Origin of the sequence: Phocaeicola dorei (assembly GCF_013009555.1) — a bacterium.
Classification (GTDB): Bacteria; Bacteroidota; Bacteroidia; order Bacteroidales; family Bacteroidaceae; genus Phocaeicola; species Phocaeicola dorei.
Window position 1 is genome coordinate 2,419,604 of sequence record NZ_CP046176.1, and the last position, 15,836, is coordinate 2,435,439.

Below are 15,836 nucleotides of genomic sequence, written 5' to 3' on the forward strand. Positions count from 1 at the left end.
TGCCAAAAGAATATTTATTCTGATTATCAGTTAATTGTTATTTTTTTATTATGTAAAAAATGGAAATAATCCTCATATAGTGTGGTCTGATGTAGAATGTTTCCACACTTATAAAAATAGGCAGGAATTCTGCCTATTTTGTGCGTAAAACCAAAATCTGTTGCACATTAACTTCTGTTACAAGTTCTTTTTTATTTTGTATGACAAGATAAAGGCTATTATAACAAGAGGCTGTCAAGTCATTTTTTTAAGACAGCCCTTGTATTTTATCTGATAGTGGACATGAATACAATGTTAATAGTTATATCCTTTGTCGCTGTAAATGAATATGAACCGGCTGATGTCTGGGAGTATTCCCCAAGATCGTCCAAAGCCTGCCATCCGGTAGTAAAGAAACCTCTCAGATAGTTATATCTCCAGCGGTCACCTTCTCCCGGCACGGCATAATCCGCACCATCCGCATATATTGTTACCCGGTCTCCATATGAGAACTCACGGGTTTGCTGACCGGAACTCAGACCGGTAGCAGAAAAGCCAATTCTGAAATCACCGTGCGTATACAAGGAGAAAGAATTGTTACTCCACATGCCAGTCTGTATAGTCACCTTTATAGGATTGTCCGCTTTGAAATCGTATACGAATCTGCTTCCATCAGGATAACGGCTGTAATCATTGTACGTAAATAAATATTGACCATATTGTCCGGAGGGTATCCCGTTGCCATTCACATACCATTCATCCTCTCCATATTTCCAACCGGATTCCGGCTCTGGAGATATCAGGTAACCACCTCGTTCCAAGTTTTCATCATCCGGTGAAAGATTCAATACTATTTCTGAAGCAGATGGCAGCAATGTGGTTTCACCACGTTCATCAAAGACATCCAGTTTGCCTCTTCCTGTCCGGATGGAGAAATAGAACGTTTTACCGGCTTTTGAAAAGTTCGCCTGCAAAGTACTGTTCGAACTTTGCAACTGCACAGTGGTACTGGCTGAGGAGGCATTCATAATTTTTGCATCTCCTTTAGTCACAGTCCATCCGGAAAATGTGTATCCGGATTTTGCAACAGCGGTGATGGGGATATTGGTTTTTACTTTGTATGTTCCCCCTCCGGTAACAGTTCCTCCGGAGGTCGGATTGGCAGTCAGGGTCAAAGTACGTTTCTTTTCCTTGAACTTGCACTTGAATTTATGATCCTTGCCATTCAGAAAAACTTGATATGATACAGAACTTCCACTGCCTGTATAATTGTACTTTTGGGGTTCATCTGACGGTCCCCCGTAGAAATAGTCTATCTCATATCCGTCAGAGGCTTCAGCACCTACCGTGGGTCTTTCTTTACCATCATAAAGTCCCTCTCCATAAGCGGTACCACCGATAAACGATACGGTACGTGAGTCCGCATCCTCTTCTCCGTCAACCTCGATAGTCACCGCGGTCTTTCCGGTTGTGAGCTCTTTTTCAATTTCTTCACTGCATGAGCAGCCTAAGAAGATGGTTGCCAGCAGCACAATGTAATGTAAATGATTTGTTTTCATAAATTGTATTTTGATAGTTTTTAATATGCAAATGTAAGTGGGAAGCAGCACAACCTTTTTGTGCTGCCCTTCACTAAATTTTAATTTTCAGTTGGATATCAAAAGATTTCTTGAAATAATATGTATTTCGTTCATTGTCATATTCAATCTCTGCACCCATGGCCCGGAGCTCTAAGAAGTAATTAATGATTGTATTGCGATGTACGCCCATTTCCTTCGCTATTTTTGCGGCACTTCCTGTATGTTCTTTTTTCAGCAGACGGGTCAGTGTCTGTAATCTTTCCATGTAGTCCAGTATTCTCATAATCCTCTTCTTTTTCTGATGTATGGCCTGACCGGCCTTCCGTACTTTCTCACCTCATAATGCAGATGGTTTCCCGTGCTTTTTCCGCTTGATCCGATGAATCCGATCACTTTGCCACTCCTGACCTCTTCACCTTCCGGAACATAACAGGCGGACAAGTGCCCGTACAGGGTCACAAAACCATAGGCATGGCGTATCATCACACAGTATCCATATCCTCCCTTTCTTCCTGAGTATATGACTTTTCCATCAGCTGCGGCATGCACGGTCGATGCAAGTTCCGCCGCAATATCCACTCCTGAATGGAACCTGCGCTGTCCGGTAACCGGGTCGCTCCTCCATCCGTAGGCGGAACTGATACGGTGGAACCGGTGTACAGGGGGATGTACCGGTATCCTGTATTCCAGATGATGCCTCTCCACGATGTCCATGATCTCCCCGATGCGCTCAAGACTGGAACACCGGGAGAGTGCGTCCTCCAATATGGCCCTTTCCTTATCAGGTACCGGACAGAAGAGGCATAGGAACAGAACTAGTTTCGTTATCATGTGGTATTCTTTATGGTTTTCCTACAATCTCCGGGAACAGTATCTCCGCATTGATCAGCTGTTTGTTCTTCAATTTGTAATAGAAATGTCTTCCCCCGTTTCTCTCCTGTATCTCTATGATGAGCACCTTCTTGTCCGGTATGGTGAATTTCGGAAGGGCGACCGTAAAGTCACATGAGGAAAGCGCAGCCACCTCCTCCGGACGGTTGAAAGAGAAGAGGGGCTGCTGCTCCAGCTGCTGGACGGCGGTCTTTTTCCGTTTTTTCGCATCCTGTATATAAAAACGGATGAAGTCTATGGTATAGCCGATCTGGGAACGGTTGTGCAGCCCGAAGCGGAACAGCAGGATATCATTGTCCACAAAGATATTGGTCACGCAGAATCTCATGCCGGCCACCTCGTCCCTGATATTGGTCAGCAGCTTCGGCCTCCGTGATATCTCTTTTTCAAGCAGTGCTTTCTGCCGGGTATTCCGCTCTCTTCCCTCCAGTATGGCCACCTGCTTCTTTTTGGTGTCCTGTTTGTCCACAATGAAGGAAAATCTCTCACATCCGGGCGCATACCGCAGGTCAAACGTATAGAACCTGCCGCTTTCGGTGATGGCTGTAAGGTTGGTCTGCAGGGCAAACGGCGACACGGCCCTGAGTGCGACAATATTGTTCACATTCTCCGCTTTCTCCACCTGTACGGTGGTGTTTCCGAAATCGACATACACGATTTTTTCCGGATAGATCACATGGGTCAGTTTCTCGTCAGAAACCGGAAGAACCGCCGTTTCCGGCATGGTACCGCCCTCCTTGTAGACAGCCTGCGCTCCCTCGTCGAAGGATATGCAATAGGTGTAATACCTGCTGTCCTCCGTAACAACCGACAGGTTGGTCTCTCCTTTGAAATCCCTTACCGTTGATTTCAGCCGGATGACGGACGGACATACCTGTATGACTTCCCCTATGATGTTCTCATCCCCCATGTTCAGGTATTTCACGGGAGTGGGGAATATCATATGGAGCGTCTTCTCATAACCGATCTTCAGGTTTCTGCACTCCAGCTCGTCAATACGGGGCTGCTGGGCTCTTCCTGATAAAAAAGCAAACAGGAGAAGTATCCCTGTGATGTAAATTCTGTTTTGTCTCATATCTTGATAAATTATATTTTAATAGTTTGATGTTTATCTTTGCATCCGGCTTTAGAATTTGATTCGTGATGAATTTCCTGTCCGGCATTCTTAACGTTTGCTATTTGATTGTCTGTCCCTTTGACATTTGTCCGGTTCATCTTCCGATTGCCCTCTTCCTGTTTCCTTGAATATTCACGGTAACTTTTCCAAAACCCCAAAATGTGGAAAACAATGGTAAGGGTGAGAAGAAAGCAGAAAAGCAAGATGGTCACAGAGCCGTCTTTCGATAGGAATTCTTCCATTTCGTACAGTTCTTTTAATTATCATTCGTTATTGTCACTTCCCGGGTCCGTTTATAATAGTTTACAGGCACTTCACTTTTTGAGCGTCGGATGTTCTTGTAGGCACGGCTTTAAACGTCCGGAGCAGCTGCCGGTCTTCAACAGTGCCGGATCGACCAGGTCGAAAATCCAGTGTGACTGGGGTATGAGCAGTTCAACCCTTACGGGTGCATCATCCGGCTTCAATCCGGGAAGTCCCGGCAGACCGTTCATGTCCGGAATAAGGCAGCGGCCGTCAGCCGGTTCATGAAGATACAGTCCGGTCCGTCCGTCTTTCAGGACGAGCCATGCCGGAAAGCATGCCTCCGGTTCATATTCCGACTGTTCCACTTCCGTGTCGTCTGTTCCCGGATAACGGACACGCATCCTGATCCGTATCGAAATCCCGTATTCAGGAAGGGAAAGAAACCTGTCAGCATCATCCGGTGTGAGGATTTCATGCAGTACGGATACATCAGGGGACAACAACCTTCCACGGGAGTGTGTCCTACTGTCCGGATACTGTTCACTGTTCATATGCAAGGAGGCCTTTCCGTCCGGCATGAATACACACCATACAAATACTCCCTCCTCCATGAGGTCACCTGTTATTGTCCTGCTGTCTTTCATATCTTTATTTTAATGTTTCAATATGCCGTTTCCGGTCAGCTTTCCCCCGGTTCTTTTTTCTCCATCAGAAACACGGCATAGTTGGTTTTGATGGTGACCTTCACTTTCTTGATATTCTTGCTTGCGGCCTGCTTGGTGGCGTTCACCACACCGTTCACGCCTCCGGCAATAAGCTGGCTGCCCATGTCCAGGCCTCCGGTTATCTGCGGATTTGTCCCGTCCACCGCCCCGGCCGTGGCATCCTTGTTGATTTCCGCCTTTGCGTTCCCCGGTACATAGATACCTTCCATTGCGTCAGAAGAATATACTTCTTTTTTAAACGGAAGGATATTGCCGCCCACATTGACTGTCCTGATCTCCACAATGACCCTTTCGCCGTCTATCTTCCTCACTTCCCCGTACACCGGCGAGTCCTTCCTCACCCGACGGCCGTCATCGGTGAGACAGTCCTCACCCAGACGCATCTTCAGCGTGGATCCGGCCATCACGACCTGGTCGGAATGCACGTACGCGCGGATGGCGTTCCGCCTGCTGCTCTTGTGCAAGGCGACCGTGTTGAATCTTGTCCTTGCCTCAGGGGCTTCCTTTGTCTCTTCCTTCTTCTCCACCTTCTTTTTCTCCTGTTTCCTTTTTTTCTTCTTCCGCAGTTCACGGGTGATACTGTCCAGGTTCTCTTGTGTGGGAAGGATATAGGAGGCGGTATCCGCCTTCCGCCCGTATTCCTCTTCCGGCGGCATCTCACTGTTGATGATGAGTTGACGCATACGCTCTATGTCCACCGGATTGTCCCCGCCCTGTCCCTCCGCCTGCTTGCGCAGGGGGGTACGCTCGAGCTGGGCCTTCACATCCGTAATGGTCACATCCTTGTTGTCCGTGCTAAGACGGACGGTGTTCTGATTCTCTTCCTTTCCTTTCATCGCGGAGATTGTCCAGATGACAAGAAGGACAAGTAACCCGAACACGCTGACAATGATTACTTGAGTCTTCTTCATGTTCTTCTGTTTTATTCAATTTCTTTCTTTGTTTCCATCCGAGGTGTCCAACAGCTCGTATTCCTGTGTATAGTTCCGGAAGAAGAAGCCTGTCACATTCTCCGGATAGGACGGGGTGGTGCGTATGGCGTCGCCCCGGCTGTATATCCTTATACGTTTGACCCCGCCGGCATCATGGATGGACAGGATGGAGGTGAACAGCACGTTGTAACCGTCATCACGTATCCCGACCCTGTGCAGCTTCTCAAACACGCACTTGTAGATGACACCCCTGTCCGCCGCGTCGGCATAGGCGCGGTCGTTCAGGTATTTGTTCCAGATGGCGTTCAGCTCGGATTTCTCCACCAGAAACACGGCCTGCGCCTGGTTTCCGGAGATGCTCATCCTGTCGAAAGAGTTTACATAATAGGCCACCGCGTTGCAGTGGGCCTTCAACAGGGTCTCGTATAACTTGTCCGTTTCCATGGACTTCAATTGCAGGAACTCTCCGCCGGTATTCACGACAAGGATCCTGTCCGTCACTCCGCGGACGGTCATGTTCATGAAGAACAGCACCAGGGCGACGATGGCCGCACACAACAGGCTGACCGCCTTGACATAGACGGAGGACCGCTTCTTGGCCTCTCCCAGTGAGGCGAAGTCCCTCACCATATTCTTTATATCCATTTTCATATTCTTCCGTTGTTTTAAAAAAGGTTATGGATCCTGCCTCTCACAATCGCCAGCAGGGACAGTTTCAACGCAAGGGAAAACAACACCTGCAGGACGACATTCCACGAGGTGTTCATGACATACTCGCTGACGATGGCGTCCGAAAACTTGCTGGCAAGGATGAAGGCCGGTACCATCAGATAACAGACCAGCAGGTTCTTGCACCACGTATGGAAATACGTCCGGGTACTCTCGTTGTAGAAACAGGCTATCGCCACAGGGGATATAAGTTCCAGCAGGAGCAGGAACATGTATCTGCCGACTATGAACAGGGTCTGCGCGTACATGTAGAAAGGGGCGGCTATGACGCCGGCCACATACGCCAGCAGATAATCGAACGAACTGCCGACCGGATTGAGCAACACGCCGGCAACGTCCATTACCGACATGTCGCTGAACTGTTTCTCGAACTGTGCGATTATCGGCTTCTGGAACAGGTCGGCCACATCATAGACCTTTCCGCCGAATCCGGCCTGCAGATCGTCCATCAGTTTGCCGAACACCGTTTCCAGGGCTTCCAGCAGCACGGGGAACAGTGCGACGGCGGCTATACAGAATACATACTGCCACACCAGGTTCATGTAATCCTTCATGGTGGGCGTGCCGTCCTCGTTGGACTGCACCTCCCGGTATACCGTATACAGACGGTGGATGAGCGTGACAGCCATGAATCCCGTCACTACCGCATAGAAGGCTTCCACGGCGATGTTCCCCCGGATACTTTCATAAGCATTGTGGATATGCTCGACCGATATTTCTGTTATTGATGCCATATTCCTATTCCGTTACAAGTCCCAAATTCCGTCTGATGGTACGCGTATGTGACATGATCTGTCTGATGGTGCCCAGTGAAGCCTCCTGGCGACGGACTTCCTGAAGACATCCGTCGAGCTGCTCCATCCGTTCGCTGTCGTTCATTTTCAGGTCACTGCTGAGTATATCCCCGGTCAGGGAGATAATGGCGGCGTTGTTCGCCACCACGTCCTGCACGGCCGAAGTGATGCCCGGCAGCCCCTTCATGTCCATCTTCTCCGCCTCTTCCAGCGTCCTGAGGCAGTTGCTGTTCAACCGGTTCTGCCGGTCTATCAGGTCCGTGAACATCCGTGCGCGTCTGACGGTGGCGGACACCTTCTGGACATAGTCCAGGGCGGTCTGGAGCCTGTTCACCTGTTCCACCGTCTGCTTCACCGTACTGGCCGTATTGGCGGCATTGATGATTCCCTGTGCCGTATTGCCGGGGTCGGTGACCACCCACTGGGCTCCCGCCGTCACGCAATGCAGCGACATTCCTGTAAAAAAGAAAAAAATTGAAAGCAATCTCATGATATTCCTCCTTTGTTCTGATTCCTATTTTGTTACAAGTCCCAAATTCCGTCTGATTGTCCGTGTACGGGAGATGGTCTGACGGATGGCGGACAGTCCCGCCTCCTGCTCCCTCAGCTTTTCCAGACACTTCCTCAGATGCTTTATCCGTCCGCTGTCGTTCATTTTCAGGTCACTGCCGAGTATGTCCATGGTCAGGGAGATGATGGCGGCGTTGTTCGCCACCACGTCCTGCACGGCCGAAGTGATGCCCGGCAGCCCCTTCATGTCCATCTTCTCCGCCTCTTCCAGCGTCCTGAGGCAGTTGCTGTTCAACCGGTTCTGCCGGTCTATCAGGTCCGTGAACATCCGTGCGCGTCTGACGGTGGCGGACACCTTCTGGACATAGTCCAGGGCGGTCTGGAGCCTGTTCACCGATTCCGTCACCTGTTTCACCGTTGCTGCGGTATTTCCCGCGGTCAGTGTGCTCTGGGCGGTGTTGAGAGGGTCGGTAATCGCCGCCTGTGCGGCAGCCTTCAAGGTCATTCCGCCGCACAGGAGCAGAAGCAGAAGCGGCCTGTATCCCTTTAATCCTTTTTCCATACGGTCTCCTTTCATTTCCTGTCCTTTGACGGGTGTCTCTCCATGTATCTGCCTATCGCTTCCTCCATCGGCATGGTCCTGGAATAGCCGTCAATCTCAGCCCATGTCTCCCCGTCGGTCTGGAAGGCGAGGAACTTCTCCCGGCTCAGTTCGTTGCGCACCACCACCGCATACCTCCCCTGGCCGCCGGTGAAGCGGATGAAGCACTCGGAATGCGGACGCTCCCCGGAAAAGTCGTTGCGGATGGACCGCATCATGTTGCACTGGGCGGGGTCGCCCCCCATCTCGAACCTTTTCTCCACGGCCCTGTATACCACATCCGTTGTGGGAAGGATGTACAGCAGCTGGGTATTGGTGATCATGCCTTTGGTAAATTCGTCATCGGGAAGCTGGTCGGGACTCTGGACGATGGTCATCACCGCACCGTTCTCCTTGCGTATCTTCTGGTAGCAGAAGGCGACTGCGGAATGTATGCTGATATCCTCGCCTCTGGACTTCATCTGCGCCGTTTCGGCATACTCGTCAAAAATGATCATTCCCCTTCTGGTCCGGTCGGAAAGGATCTTGTCATGAATCACGTCGAAGATCAGGGCCATGACCAGGTCGGAGAGGAACTTGTCCTGTTTGATCTGCGTCAGCTCGAACACGACCAGCCGCCTGTTCCCGAAATCGGGCACTCCTTCGGTCCTGCATACATTGGCATACCGTTCACCGGGAAGGAACTCGCTGCATATGAGGCGGAAGGAGGACAGGTCAAAATAATTGGGGTCTACGTCCTTCCGCCGGCAAATATCCTCATAATGCTCCGTCACGTGGCGGTAGAAAGAGGGAAAGGAATGGGGTGGCAGGCAGGTGGCGTAATAATCCTGGATGAATTTTGTGAGGGCTACGGACTGCTCCTCCTCGTCCTTCCCGAACATGCGGCGCCAGAAACGCTGCACGATACCCGATAGCACCTCTATCTTGTTGTTGTCAAGGGAACAGCCCTCCAGATCGAAGGGATTCAGACCCAGCGGTGTCTCCCCGTCATAGTCCACATGCAGCGAGATTTCAGGATAAAGCTTGCAGAGCTGTCCGAAAGAGTACCCGAACTCCACCACCACCACGATATAGCCCTGCTCGATGAGCTGCTGCACGATATTCAGTGTCAGCACGGACTTGCCGCCGCCGGTGGATGCCACCACGATGCCGTTGCGGGCCGGTATGCGTTTTTTCTTCGCGTCCCAGATATCCTTTTTCAAAGGTATCTGATAAATACGGTCATTGAAATACACCCCTTCCTCATCCGGGGTGAATGTCGTGTAGTTGATGAACAGACAGAGCGCGAGGGAAAGCGGGGTCAGGAACAGGAAGCCGCTGTCAAGCCCTTTCTCCTGTCCGGGAACCGAAGCCAGGTATATGTTGGCCAGATGCTCGTAGGACGGTATATAGAATTTGAAGTCCGAGACGGTCAGGTATTCCCGCAGTTTCTTCTCGGCCCGGTCCAGCAGTTCCGGGCTGTCATCCCATATCATGACGGAAAAATTGGCACGGCAGAGGAGCTGCCTCTCCTCCATGATCTCCTTCTGCATGTTCTCGAGCTCGTCCGCCTTCGGCTCCAGCATGGCCCTGTCCCATCCCTTGTTGGTGCGGTAGACCGCCACACGGCGGGAGAACTCTTCATAAAGTTTCTCCGAGCCCTCGAAATAGAGGATCTGGTTGACCGCATGGTTGCAGTGCAGGTGCACGCCCAGGCCTTCCAGTTCCGCCATGTACAGGCTGCATCCGGACACGGGCAGTGTGGTGTCCTCCACATCGCTTCTGACGGTGCGGTCAGGCAGATAGTCACCGTCACAGACGGTATAGCAACGCGCTTTCTCCCGGTCGACGGTGATCTCTCCGGAGAAATGGATGTCACGGTCGCAGTCAGCCCGGGGGAAGAAGTTGATGTACCGGATGACATACTCCCTCAGGCTGGCGGCGGCCATCCTTTCCAGACGGGTGTCCCTGATACTGTTTATCACACCAATGGCGGAGTTCACCCCCTCCAGAAATTCGGTGAGTTTCTCCCGGTCGGACACATGCAGCCTCTCCCGGTAGGAGAACGGGTTGGCATTGTACGAGGCTGCCAGGGAGGACAGGCCGGACAGGGTGAATATCAGAAGACAGTCATGTTCCAGATACTCACGGCCGGAGAAATGCCTCTGTTCCGCCTTGTCGATGAAGCTGTCCCCTTCCAGCTCATGAACGTACTCCCTTTTAAGGAACACGTCCTGCTTGTGCACGAAGCTGCCGGAGGGCAGGTGTTTGAACGCCTGGTAGAGACGCGCGTTGCGCTCCTCCAGGTCGGTACGGTGCAGGCTGTAACATTCCGGATTGTACATGCGGAACGCTACAGACACGCAGCCGTTTCTGGTAAGGATGACACCGTATTCGTCATTGATGACATCCAGTATGGAATATCCTTCGTTTGCCATTTTCTTATTGTTTGTTTATTTTTTATCCATTCGGTTGTTATTTGTATCTTTGCACAGGAATCAAACACTATTATTGTCTAACTTGATCTGTCTTATGATATGTTAAATGAATTGGGAGATATCTACCAAAAAATGGAAAGGGGCATACGGTATACTATTGTTTCCCTTGCCGCCTGCACTATTATTGTGTATCCGTTTTTGTTTATGTATATATCATCTTTCAGTAGCTATACTTTTGTCGTACAACTGATGTTGGCTACGGGAACTGCCGGAGCATATCTCAGTTTAACCACTCTTGTTTCCTGTCCGGTACAACCACCTCCATATGCTGTATTCGTTCCGATTCCTGTTCTCGCTTTTGGGGAGTTGATTTACCTTTATCTGATCGAAAGTAAAGGAATACAGATTTCTTTGGCCTGTTATTGGACAAGGTTTCTTGTGCTATATTCAAGTGTTGCCTACTTTAGTATTCTTCTCCTGTTTGCAAAGATTTGTTTGGGTAAGATTACATTGGGGGGCAAACACTGTTGGCAGCTCCTTAAAAAAAAAGTTGAATCATGCAGACGATGAGTCGTTCCTTTCTTTAGAGGGATCATTGATTTTTTTTTCGGTATCATTGCCACTCTTGCCATACTTTTTTAAGAACTCCATGTTCCCATGTATGGCAATTCTTATCAAAACATGCAGTGTCAGCATCCCCATGATAATGATGCATATATAATCAATTGGCATTCCGATTGTTTGTTCCAGCCAGTTTCTAACACTTTCCATACTGTCAATAGTTTATCTGTTTTTTCATTAAAGCATTTCTCACATCACGGTTTGTAACCGTCTTCTCCCAATGCGGCGGCCTGTACTTCTTCCTTGAGGCATTCTTATAGAACTTCCTTGCCAACAACAGACCACATCCGACAAGCAATACGAATATGAAAAGCATTTCACCGCCTGTCGTACCGTCCTCCAGCCAGCTCTTGACGTTCAGCAGGAGCACGGCCACGGCGAATCCGCCGTAACCGAGCAACAGATAGAAGTCGCGTACCAGCAGCCCGTGTATCTTGCACGGGTTCTCGATCCCTTTGCGCACCTTGTACTCCATGGCGGTCAGATTGAGAAGCTGACACCGGCTATCTTGCCCACGCAGAAGCTGATGACGGTCACCGCGATAAGGACATAGCCGACCATGTAGGCGACGTTCATCCATCCCTGTTTCTTGTTGCCCTCGCTGTTCTCGTCATTGATGAGTCTCCAGTTCTTTCCTATGCCTACGGCAAGCGCCATGACCATCACACCGAGGAAAACCGGCAGTGCGATGTCGTTCAGGACGGTGTTGATGTCACTTTTGATGGATTGTGCCCCTGCCGGAAGAACCGCCGCCAGCAGGACGGATAAAGTATAAATTTTCTTTTTCATTGCCTTTCTTGTTCTTTTTCAGTTATTGTTCCTTCATAATTGCCTCCGGGCTGCCAGCCGGTGATGGTGATGTCCTCTATCTCCACCCCGTTTCCGGCGGTTTTCAAAGTGTAGACATATTCCTTTCCGGATCGGAATGCCGCCGCCGGCATGACGAAGTCGTATGGATGTCCGCCGGCCACCAGCGCCACGTGCATGGCCGGACTGTCACCGGGATAGAGCAGCAGGCTTCCTGTCCCGGAGGATATTGTGCCTTTTTCCGGTTTTATCTCCAGTGAGCCCGTCAGAAGACTGTACGAAGCGGAGTAGCTGTAATCCGCCACTCTGACCGCGGTGACGGCGGCGGGCATTCTGAAAGTCACCTTCGAAAGAAGATGATACAGGGTGATGGAGGCGGAGGGTGCGTTCCCGGACACCATGGTCCTTTCCGAATACAGATAGTCTGTCTGGCTCCTTGCGTCCAGGCCCATCTTTCCGCCGCTGAAGGACGGGTTGTAAGGATAATACGCATATATGCCTTTATCCCCGTCCGACAGGGAAATCTCCGCGAATGTCCATTTCCCGGACCGGTTGAGGACTCGGATGTTGTCCGGATACAGGTTTCCCGCCGTATCCGTTACAAACATGCCGAACTCGCTGACGGACATTTCCTGCCCGTCATCACCACGTGCCGTGCAGGAGCTGATGGACATGACGGCGTCCTGCTCCGGACTGTCGTTAGGGCCGGAGCAGCCGCTGAGGGCTGCAACCGGCATTACAAACGTCAGACAAATAATGAGATGATTGAATGGTTTATCCATATTTATAGTTTTTAGTTTATGTCCACCGATACCTTTCTGTCCTGGTATACAGTGATTGACAGTTTCCTTCCGCTTTCGTTCTGGGTCAGCGTAATCGTGCCGCTACGGTCGGAAGTTGTCGGGTTTTCACTGACGGTTGCCGAGTTTGTGCCGGCACTGATCCAGGACACGTTGGCGGAAGCCGACCAGCCGATATTGCTGCGGGAGGTTTCGCTGCCGTTGGTGTATGTGATCTTCTGTGAGGTGACACTGTAGGTGACGGTTCCCCCGGTGGAGACGACGTCATCACCGCTGACGGCTCTGAGCGTGAATATGTACCCGTAGGTGATTACATCGGCGGGCTTTCCATCCTGATGGATTGTCACATGGCCTGATTTTCCTCCGTAACTTGCCGTATAGGTACAATTGCGGGATGAAGTGCTGCCATTGGCCGCCACTGTGACAGTCGTGCCGCTCCGGCTGAAGCCCGACGCGCTTCCTGACCATGAGGCGGATGAGCTCACATCCACACTCCGGTATTCTGTGGTGGTGCCTGTTGTTATGCCGTTCCACTTCGTGTATTTCGGACGGCTTTGTGATGCTGTCGCACTCAGGCGGCTTGTGCCTCCGGATGAGCCGATACCGGACGGGCTGGCGGACACTGACAATGAGCCCGTGGTCCAGTTGCCGTACTCCGTTGTCTGACTGCCGGCGGACTGTCTGACCGTACAGGCGGCCGACCTGCCGTTTGAAGTGGCCGTGACTGTGCAGGACCTTTCAGACGCTGTTGTGTTGTTGCCTGCTGTCAGTGTTGTTCCGGACAGGCTGAATCCGCTGCCGGCTGCCGACAATGACGGTGTGGCCCTGTCTGTTTCCGTACCGCCGGAACCGCTGACACCGTTCCACGTCCATGTGCGGGTACGGGTTGCCGCCGCGCTGATGGAGGATGTGCCTCCGCTTGCGGCTATCGTGGCCGGATTGGCTGACACTGTCACGTTCCAGGCACTCCATGACGCATATTGCCTGTTTCCTGCAGACTGGGTGATCGTACAGCTGGCTGATTTACCGGCATGGGTTGCCGTATATGTTATACTTCGCGTGCTTGTTGAGGTGTTGTTGCCGGCGCTGACTGTTTTTCCGGACAGGCTGAATCCGGCTGCACTGCCCGAGATGACAGGTGTGGCGGTTTCCGTACCGGTCTTTACCCCATTGGTATATACGTCACGCGCAGCCGAGCAGGTCAGCGTTGACGTTCCTCCGGCGGCCGCGATAGTGGTCGGACTGGCGGATATGTTTACTTTCCAATCTCCGTAACCGGTTGTTCCGGCCGGCTGCTTGACTGTACAGGTCGCTGATTTACCGGCATGGGTTGCCGTGACTGTACAGGATCTTTCAGATGTTGTTGTGTTGTTGCCTGCTGTCAGTGTTGTTCCGGACAGGCTGAATCCGCTGCCGGCTGCCGACAATGACGGTGTGGCCCTGTCTGTTTCCGTACCTCCTGAACCGCCGACACCGTTCCACGTCCACGCACGGGTACGGGCTGCATCGGCCGTGATGACGGATGTACCTCCCGTGTTTGCAACCGTTTCCGGATTGGCCGATACGGTTACACTCCAGTCGCTCCAGGATGCGTATTGTTTTGCACCGGCATCCTGTGTTATGGTCAGGCTGTTATCCGATGTTATGCCGTTGTAACTGCCTTTTACGGTAATACTTCTGGCATTTGTCGTAGTATTGTTGACAGCCAGGACCTGATTCCCGGACAGGCTGAATCCCGTCCCGGTTCCACTGAGGGAAACCGTTACATTTTCTTTTTTATCAGGATCCCGGTGGTCGTTATAATAAGTGCTGAGAACGGCTGTGACAGCCTTGTTTCCTCCGGCAGCGGGTATGTTTCCCGCAGTTGTGCTGATTTGCAAGGTCTGCCGCGTGGTAGCGGAGGACTGTTGTACCGGCAGGATGTAAGTCCTTCCGGATTCTGCCTGGGTAAACAGGACCTTGCCGTTTCGGGGAGCGGTATTCAGGTTTTCCGCCACCTTTATTGTTTTGCCCGCCTTGTCCGGGGTTATCCAGACGTCTGTCGTTGAAACCGTGTAATCCAATGGACTCTCAGTGCCGGGCAATGGCTTCCCGTTTATTGAATAATATTTGTTTGAAACCGTTTCGTAGTTATAGATGCCGCCGGAATAGCCGCTGCCGATGGTTTCCGGACTGACGGTAAAGGTATACTGCAGCTCTTTGCCCATGAACGGAATTACGGTAGTATGCCCCGCAAGGAATTCTTTCTTTGCCGTAAGGGTGTAGTCCTTTTTTGTGCCGTCGGCAAATAAAAGGGTAAGGAATGTACCGTCGGCATCCCGGTCCTGCGCCGGAATGACCGCAGTGAATGTGCCGCCGTCATTATACATCCGTATATCCGAGGTGGCTCCAAGGGTATTGGCGGTGCCGGTTCCCAGGTTGATATTGGCTGTAGCCTTGGCCCTTTGGATGGTCACGCCGGAAAGTGCCTCTCCCGCTTCCGGCGTATAAGTGACCTGCAGCCGGGACAGCCGGTGGGAGAAGGCGAGCGTTATGACCTTATCGGTTGTTCCGCTCCTGTTGGCCGCATACATGAAGTCGGAAAGCGTGATGCCTTCCCGCTGGTCCCCCTGTATGCTGAAATCATAATCCAACGGATTGCCCATGTCTTCCCTGTAGGGGTAATAGGCATAATAATCCGTTTCATAGCCGGCGGCTATTTCGTTGGCGTCCCCGTCCGCCACGAACTGCGAGCCGTTCCAGACGAACCGCTTGTTGTCCGCATAGTTTCCGGACGTTTTCAAGGTTGCAGGCGCTGATGACATGCGTACTGCCGCATAGACGCCGATGGCATCCCCGGTCTCAAACGTTGTCTCGGTTGCCCGTGCTCCCCCTGCGTCAATTTCAAAGGACACGGTATCACGGCTGTGGATTGCGGTGCCTTCCTCATTCTCACAGCCCTGCAGGGACAGGAGGGTTGTTACGGCCAGCCAGGGGAAAAGGCTGTTTAAAATATTCTTCATTTTCATCGTTTTGTCTGATTATGGGGGATTGGCAGCCCCGATATGGTTTGTAACAGGGCGGGAAGAAAGGCTTCCCGCCCCTTAA

17 protein-coding genes are annotated in these 15,836 nt (G+C 51.5%); all 17 read right to left on the reverse strand.

Annotation, left to right across the window (positions count from 1 at the left end; genetic code table 11):
* Positions 1-266: 266 nt before the first annotated feature.
* Entirely contained in the window at positions 267-1,538 is a 1,272-nt protein-coding gene (locus GKD17_RS23250) for an InlB B-repeat-containing protein (RefSeq protein WP_221415202.1), read from the reverse strand.
* A 73-nt stretch (positions 1,539-1,611) separates the two neighbouring features.
* Entirely contained in the window at positions 1,612-1,842 is a 231-nt protein-coding gene (locus GKD17_RS10025) for an HTH domain-containing protein (RefSeq protein WP_007839681.1), read from the reverse strand.
* Positions 1,839-2,390 (reverse strand): M23 family metallopeptidase, encoded by a 552-nt coding sequence (locus GKD17_RS10030; RefSeq protein WP_007836045.1) that lies wholly within the window; start codon positions 2,388-2,390, stop codon positions 1,839-1,841. The genes GKD17_RS10025 and GKD17_RS10030 overlap by 4 nt, the downstream gene beginning before the upstream one ends.
* A gap of 10 nt (positions 2,391-2,400) precedes the next feature.
* Complete coding sequence (gene traN, locus GKD17_RS10035) at positions 2,401-3,525, reverse strand: conjugative transposon protein TraN (RefSeq protein WP_008656150.1); 1,125 nt, start codon at positions 3,523-3,525, stop codon at positions 2,401-2,403.
* Between the two features lie 11 nt (positions 3,526-3,536).
* Positions 3,537-3,809: a hypothetical protein gene (locus GKD17_RS10040; protein ID WP_007839209.1), complete on the reverse strand. Its 273-nt coding sequence runs from the start codon at positions 3,807-3,809 to the stop codon at positions 3,537-3,539.
* A gap of 72 nt (positions 3,810-3,881) precedes the next feature.
* Positions 3,882-4,457 (reverse strand): hypothetical protein, encoded by a 576-nt coding sequence (locus tag GKD17_RS10045; protein ID WP_008656149.1) that lies wholly within the window; start codon positions 4,455-4,457, stop codon positions 3,882-3,884.
* A 35-nt stretch (positions 4,458-4,492) separates the two neighbouring features.
* On the reverse strand, positions 4,493-5,449 hold the full coding sequence (gene traM / locus GKD17_RS10050; protein WP_007836042.1) for a conjugative transposon protein TraM: 957 nt from the start codon (positions 5,447-5,449) through the stop codon (positions 4,493-4,495).
* Positions 5,450-5,464: 15 nt separating this feature from the next.
* On the reverse strand, positions 5,465-6,121 hold the full coding sequence (locus GKD17_RS10055; RefSeq protein ID WP_007839678.1) for a hypothetical protein: 657 nt from the start codon (positions 6,119-6,121) through the stop codon (positions 5,465-5,467).
* 14 nt (positions 6,122-6,135) lie between these two features.
* Entirely contained in the window at positions 6,136-6,933 is a 798-nt protein-coding gene (locus tag GKD17_RS10060) for a type IV secretion system protein (protein ID WP_008781674.1), read from the reverse strand.
* Between the two features lie 4 nt (positions 6,934-6,937).
* Positions 6,938-7,483, reverse strand: coding sequence for a DUF4141 domain-containing protein (locus GKD17_RS10065; protein WP_008781675.1), 546 nt, complete (start codon positions 7,481-7,483; stop codon positions 6,938-6,940).
* Between the two features lie 24 nt (positions 7,484-7,507).
* Complete coding sequence (locus tag GKD17_RS23255) at positions 7,508-7,831, reverse strand: hypothetical protein (protein WP_227194034.1); 324 nt, start codon at positions 7,829-7,831, stop codon at positions 7,508-7,510.
* A 245-nt stretch (positions 7,832-8,076) separates the two neighbouring features.
* A complete protein-coding gene (locus tag GKD17_RS10075; RefSeq protein WP_038608669.1) occupies positions 8,077-10,521 on the reverse strand; it encodes a TraG/VirB4 family ATPase in 2,445 nt (814 codons plus the stop codon).
* A gap of 555 nt (positions 10,522-11,076) precedes the next feature.
* On the reverse strand, positions 11,077-11,292 hold the full coding sequence (locus GKD17_RS10080) for a hypothetical protein (RefSeq protein ID WP_007836008.1): 216 nt from the start codon (positions 11,290-11,292) through the stop codon (positions 11,077-11,079).
* Positions 11,293-11,296: 4 nt separating this feature from the next.
* Positions 11,297-11,617: a hypothetical protein gene (locus tag GKD17_RS10085; protein ID WP_008781678.1), complete on the reverse strand. Its 321-nt coding sequence runs from the start codon at positions 11,615-11,617 to the stop codon at positions 11,297-11,299.
* A 5-nt stretch (positions 11,618-11,622) separates the two neighbouring features.
* The gene (locus GKD17_RS10090) at positions 11,623-11,931 is read right to left on the reverse strand and encodes a hypothetical protein (protein WP_007836006.1); all 309 of its coding nucleotides are present in this window, start codon (positions 11,929-11,931) and stop codon (positions 11,623-11,625) included.
* Positions 11,928-12,731 (reverse strand): fimbrillin family protein, encoded by an 804-nt coding sequence (locus tag GKD17_RS10095; RefSeq protein ID WP_007836005.1) that lies wholly within the window; start codon positions 12,729-12,731, stop codon positions 11,928-11,930. The genes GKD17_RS10090 and GKD17_RS10095 overlap by 4 nt, the downstream gene beginning before the upstream one ends.
* A gap of 11 nt (positions 12,732-12,742) precedes the next feature.
* Positions 12,743-15,757, reverse strand: a complete 3,015-nt coding sequence (locus GKD17_RS10100) for a fimbrillin family protein (RefSeq protein WP_032951625.1) — start codon at positions 15,755-15,757, stop codon at positions 12,743-12,745.
* Positions 15,758-15,836 lie beyond the last annotated feature (79 nt).

What these genes read in the sequence shown, in the direction of transcription:
- GKD17_RS23250 (WP_221415202.1), bottom strand. Translation starts at nt 1,538, where the DNA reads ATGAAAACAAATCATTTACATTACATTGTGCTGCTGGCAACCATCTTC.
- GKD17_RS10025 (WP_007839681.1), bottom strand. Translation starts at nt 1,842, where the DNA reads ATGAGAATACTGGACTACATGGAAAGATTACAGACACTGACCCGTCTG.
- GKD17_RS10030 (WP_007836045.1), bottom strand. Translation starts at nt 2,390, where the DNA reads ATGATAACGAAACTAGTTCTGTTCCTATGCCTCTTCTGTCCGGTACCT.
- traN (WP_008656150.1), bottom strand. Translation starts at nt 3,525, where the DNA reads ATGAGACAAAACAGAATTTACATCACAGGGATACTTCTCCTGTTTGCT.
- GKD17_RS10040 (WP_007839209.1), bottom strand. Translation starts at nt 3,809, where the DNA reads ATGGAAGAATTCCTATCGAAAGACGGCTCTGTGACCATCTTGCTTTTC.
- GKD17_RS10045 (WP_008656149.1), bottom strand. Translation starts at nt 4,457, where the DNA reads ATGAAAGACAGCAGGACAATAACAGGTGACCTCATGGAGGAGGGAGTA.
- traM (WP_007836042.1), bottom strand. Translation starts at nt 5,449, where the DNA reads ATGAAGAAGACTCAAGTAATCATTGTCAGCGTGTTCGGGTTACTTGTC.
- GKD17_RS10055 (WP_007839678.1), bottom strand. Translation starts at nt 6,121, where the DNA reads ATGAAAATGGATATAAAGAATATGGTGAGGGACTTCGCCTCACTGGGA.
- GKD17_RS10060 (WP_008781674.1), bottom strand. Translation starts at nt 6,933, where the DNA reads ATGGCATCAATAACAGAAATATCGGTCGAGCATATCCACAATGCTTAT.
- GKD17_RS10065 (WP_008781675.1), bottom strand. Translation starts at nt 7,483, where the DNA reads ATGAGATTGCTTTCAATTTTTTTCTTTTTTACAGGAATGTCGCTGCAT.
- GKD17_RS23255 (WP_227194034.1), bottom strand. Translation starts at nt 7,831, where the DNA reads ATGTTCACGGACCTGATAGACCGGCAGAACCGGTTGAACAGCAACTGC.
- GKD17_RS10075 (WP_038608669.1), bottom strand. Translation starts at nt 10,521, where the DNA reads ATGGCAAACGAAGGATATTCCATACTGGATGTCATCAATGACGAATAC.
- GKD17_RS10080 (WP_007836008.1), bottom strand. Translation starts at nt 11,292, where the DNA reads ATGGAAAGTGTTAGAAACTGGCTGGAACAAACAATCGGAATGCCAATT.
- GKD17_RS10085 (WP_008781678.1), bottom strand. Translation starts at nt 11,617, where the DNA reads ATGGAGTACAAGGTGCGCAAAGGGATCGAGAACCCGTGCAAGATACAC.
- GKD17_RS10090 (WP_007836006.1), bottom strand. Translation starts at nt 11,931, where the DNA reads ATGAAAAAGAAAATTTATACTTTATCCGTCCTGCTGGCGGCGGTTCTT.
- GKD17_RS10095 (WP_007836005.1), bottom strand. Translation starts at nt 12,731, where the DNA reads ATGGATAAACCATTCAATCATCTCATTATTTGTCTGACGTTTGTAATG.
- GKD17_RS10100 (WP_032951625.1), bottom strand. Translation starts at nt 15,757, where the DNA reads ATGAAAATGAAGAATATTTTAAACAGCCTTTTCCCCTGGCTGGCCGTA.